2 protein-coding genes are annotated in these 2,785 nt (G+C 73.5%); both read left to right on the top strand.

Features of this window, described 5'->3' with window-relative positions:
* Positions 1 to 1,716, top strand: a 1,716-nt coding sequence (locus tag ABT116_RS41945) for a helix-turn-helix transcriptional regulator (protein ID WP_351645640.1), incomplete at its 5' end; no start/stop codon positions are given.
* 202 nt (positions 1,717 to 1,918) lie between these two features.
* Positions 1,919 to 2,710 (top strand): S1 family peptidase, encoded by a 792-nt coding sequence (locus tag ABT116_RS41940; RefSeq protein WP_351645638.1) that lies wholly within the window; start codon positions 1,919 to 1,921, stop codon positions 2,708 to 2,710.
* The last annotated feature ends 75 nt before the right edge of the window (positions 2,711 to 2,785 follow it).

Genomic DNA, 2,785 nt, shown 5'->3' with positions numbered 1-2,785 from the left:
CATGCTCAGGAAGTTCGACGAGCTATCCCAGCTCATCACGGCGTAACACCTGCTGCCCACTCAAGAGGACCCGGTCTAGCAGGTGGCCTGGTCCACACCCCGGCGGACAGCACCCCCGGCCCCGACGAGCGGCGTCTGCTGGCCGCGGAGGACGCGATCACCGCCGGCGAGGCCGATCTCGCCCGGGACATCGCACGCGACGTACTGACGCGTGCCACCGTGCCCGCCGAGCGGGTCCGGGCCTGGATGGTGGTCATCGAGGCGGCCGGGCAGGCCCTCGGCGAGGTCGACGCCGTCTTCCCGCAGGTCCTGGCCGACGCGGGCGACGACCCGTGCCTCCTCGCCCAGGTCCACTACCAGCTGGCCTGGCGCGGCCTGGTCGTCGAGGGCGACTTCGCCGAGGCCCGCCAGGAGGCCGCGCACGCGGCGGAGCTGGCCGCCCGGGGCGGAGACCGGCGCACCGAGCTGATGGCGCTGTCCTTCCAGGCCTCGACCGAGACGCTGATGGGGCACCCGGACGCCCCCGTGACCGTCAAACGGGCCCTGAAGGAACCCCAGGACCCCTACGTGGCCTGCCACCACAACGGCGCCGGGTCGGCCCGGTTCCGCTGGCTGATCATGAGCGACCAGCTGCCCGAGGCGCGGGCGACCATCACCGCGCTGCTGCGCGAGGTGCGCCGGCGCGGCATGGTCGAGAGCGAGGTGCACTTCCTGCGCTTCCTCGCCGACACGGAACTGCGCTCCGGGCACTGCGGCCGGGCCCTGGACCTGGCCCGCGAGAGTCTGCGGCTGGCCCGGGACTCCGGGATCGGCGAAGGCGCCTCGGCCATGCTCGCCTCCCTCGCGGAGGCCTCGGCCGGGGACGTCGACCGGGCCCTGGCCCTCGCCCGGGAGGCGGCGGACCACGCCGAGGTCGACGGCGACCAGATGTACCTGTCGCGGGCCCTCGCGGCGCTGGGCTACGCCCAGTTGGTGGCCGGCGACCCGGCCGCCACCGTCCGTTCGCTGCGCCGGGTGCGGGAGCTGGAGCAGGGCCTCGGCATCAACGACCCCGGGCGCGGGCGCTGGCACGGTGACCTCGCCGAGGCCCTGGTCCGCATCGGGGAGCCGGGTGAGGCCCAGGACGTCATCGACACGACCCGGGCGCACGCGCTGCGGCTGGGCCGGCAGAGCGTGCTGGCCGTCCTGGACCGGGCCGAGGCGCTGGTGCGGGCGGCACGGGGCGAACACGAGGCCGCCGTCGTCCGGTTGACGTCCGTGCAGGACCGGCTCGGCCGGCTCGGGTACGGGCTGGAGGAGGCCCGGGCCGCCTTCGCGCTGGCCCGCCTGCGCGCCCAGGCCGCCGCCTCCACCCGCACCGGCGCGAGGCCCCTGCCGGGGCCGGCGTCGTACGACGAGGCCGCGCGGCTGTTCCGGCGCTGCCGCGCGCTGCCCTGGCTGCGGCAGGTCGACGCCGCCGCCACGGCCGGTCCCGCCGCCGTGGAACCGCCCGCCGCCGCGCCGCCCGTCGCCCTGGACGCGCTGGAGGGGCTCGCCGCGATGGAGCGTCAGGTCGCCTCGCTGGTGATGGAGGGCGCGACCAACCGGGAGATCGCGGCGCGCCTGTTCATCAGCGTCAAGACCGTCGAGGCGACCCTCACCCGGGTCTACCGCAAGCTCGGGATCCGCTCCCGCGTGGACATCGTCCGGCTGGCGGCGGGCCGCCGCACGACCTGACCCCACCTGGGTTTACGGCGCCGGACCGAGGGTTATCCCTGCCCAACTCCCTTAGGGGGTTCCCTCATTGGGGGCGCTCCCCGCGGGGCTCTAGCTTTGGGGCGTGCCGCTCGCCGGGCACACGGAGATCCGAACAAAGGTGTCAGGGTCCCCGTTCTCAGCACCCGCGCGACCCCCCACCGGCAACTCCCCAAGGAGACCCATGTTCGGGCTCAACGCTGCCAAGAAGGCCGCCGCCGTCGCCGTCGCGACCGCCGCCGCCGCCACGACCGCGCTGCTCGCCGCCCCCTCGGCCGTCGCCGCACCCCAGCCGATCGTCGGGGGCACCACGACCACGGCGTCCGCCTACCCGTTCGTCATGCAGATCACGGACGCCTCGCAGAACCAGTTCTGCGGCGGCACGCTGGTCTCGCCCACGAAGGTCGTCACCGCCGCGCACTGCATGGTCGGCGAGACCACGAGCAGCGTGCGCGTCGTCGGTGGCCGCACCTACCGCAACGGCACCAACGGCACGGTCAGCAGAGTCAGCAAGATATGGATCCACCCGAGCTACACCGACGCCACCAACGGTGACGACGTGGCCGTGCTGACGCTGTCGACGTCGATGCCGTACACCCCGGCGAAGTATGTCTCCGCCTCCCAGACCTCGGTGTACGCGGCCGGCACCACCGCCCGCATCCTCGGCTGGGGCACCACCGCCTCGAACGGCAGCTCCTCCAACCAGCTGCGTACCGCGACCGTACCGACCGTGTCCGACTCCAGCTGCGGGAGCTCCTACGGCTCCGACTTCGTGCAGAGCGACATGGTGTGCGCCGGATACACCTCCGGCGGCGTGGACACCTGCCAGGGCGACAGCGGCGGCCCCCTGCTCATCGGGGGCGTCCTGGCAGGCATCACTTCCTGGGGCGAAGGCTGCGCCCAGGCCGGTTACCCGGGTGTCTACACCCGCCTGACCACCTTCTCCAACCTGGTCACGACCCAGGTCAACTCTTGACCACCTCCTAGCTCCTGAGTACCCCTCAGGTGAAAGACCAGGGGGCGTTGCGGGCCTCCACGAGCGGCCCGCAAC

Source organism: Streptomyces sp. NPDC002130, from assembly GCF_040296465.1.
Taxonomy (GTDB): domain Bacteria; phylum Actinomycetota; class Actinomycetes; order Streptomycetales; family Streptomycetaceae; genus Streptomyces.
The sequence above is the reverse complement of the archived record's forward strand: the minus strand, read 5'-3'. Positions and strand labels throughout refer to the sequence as shown.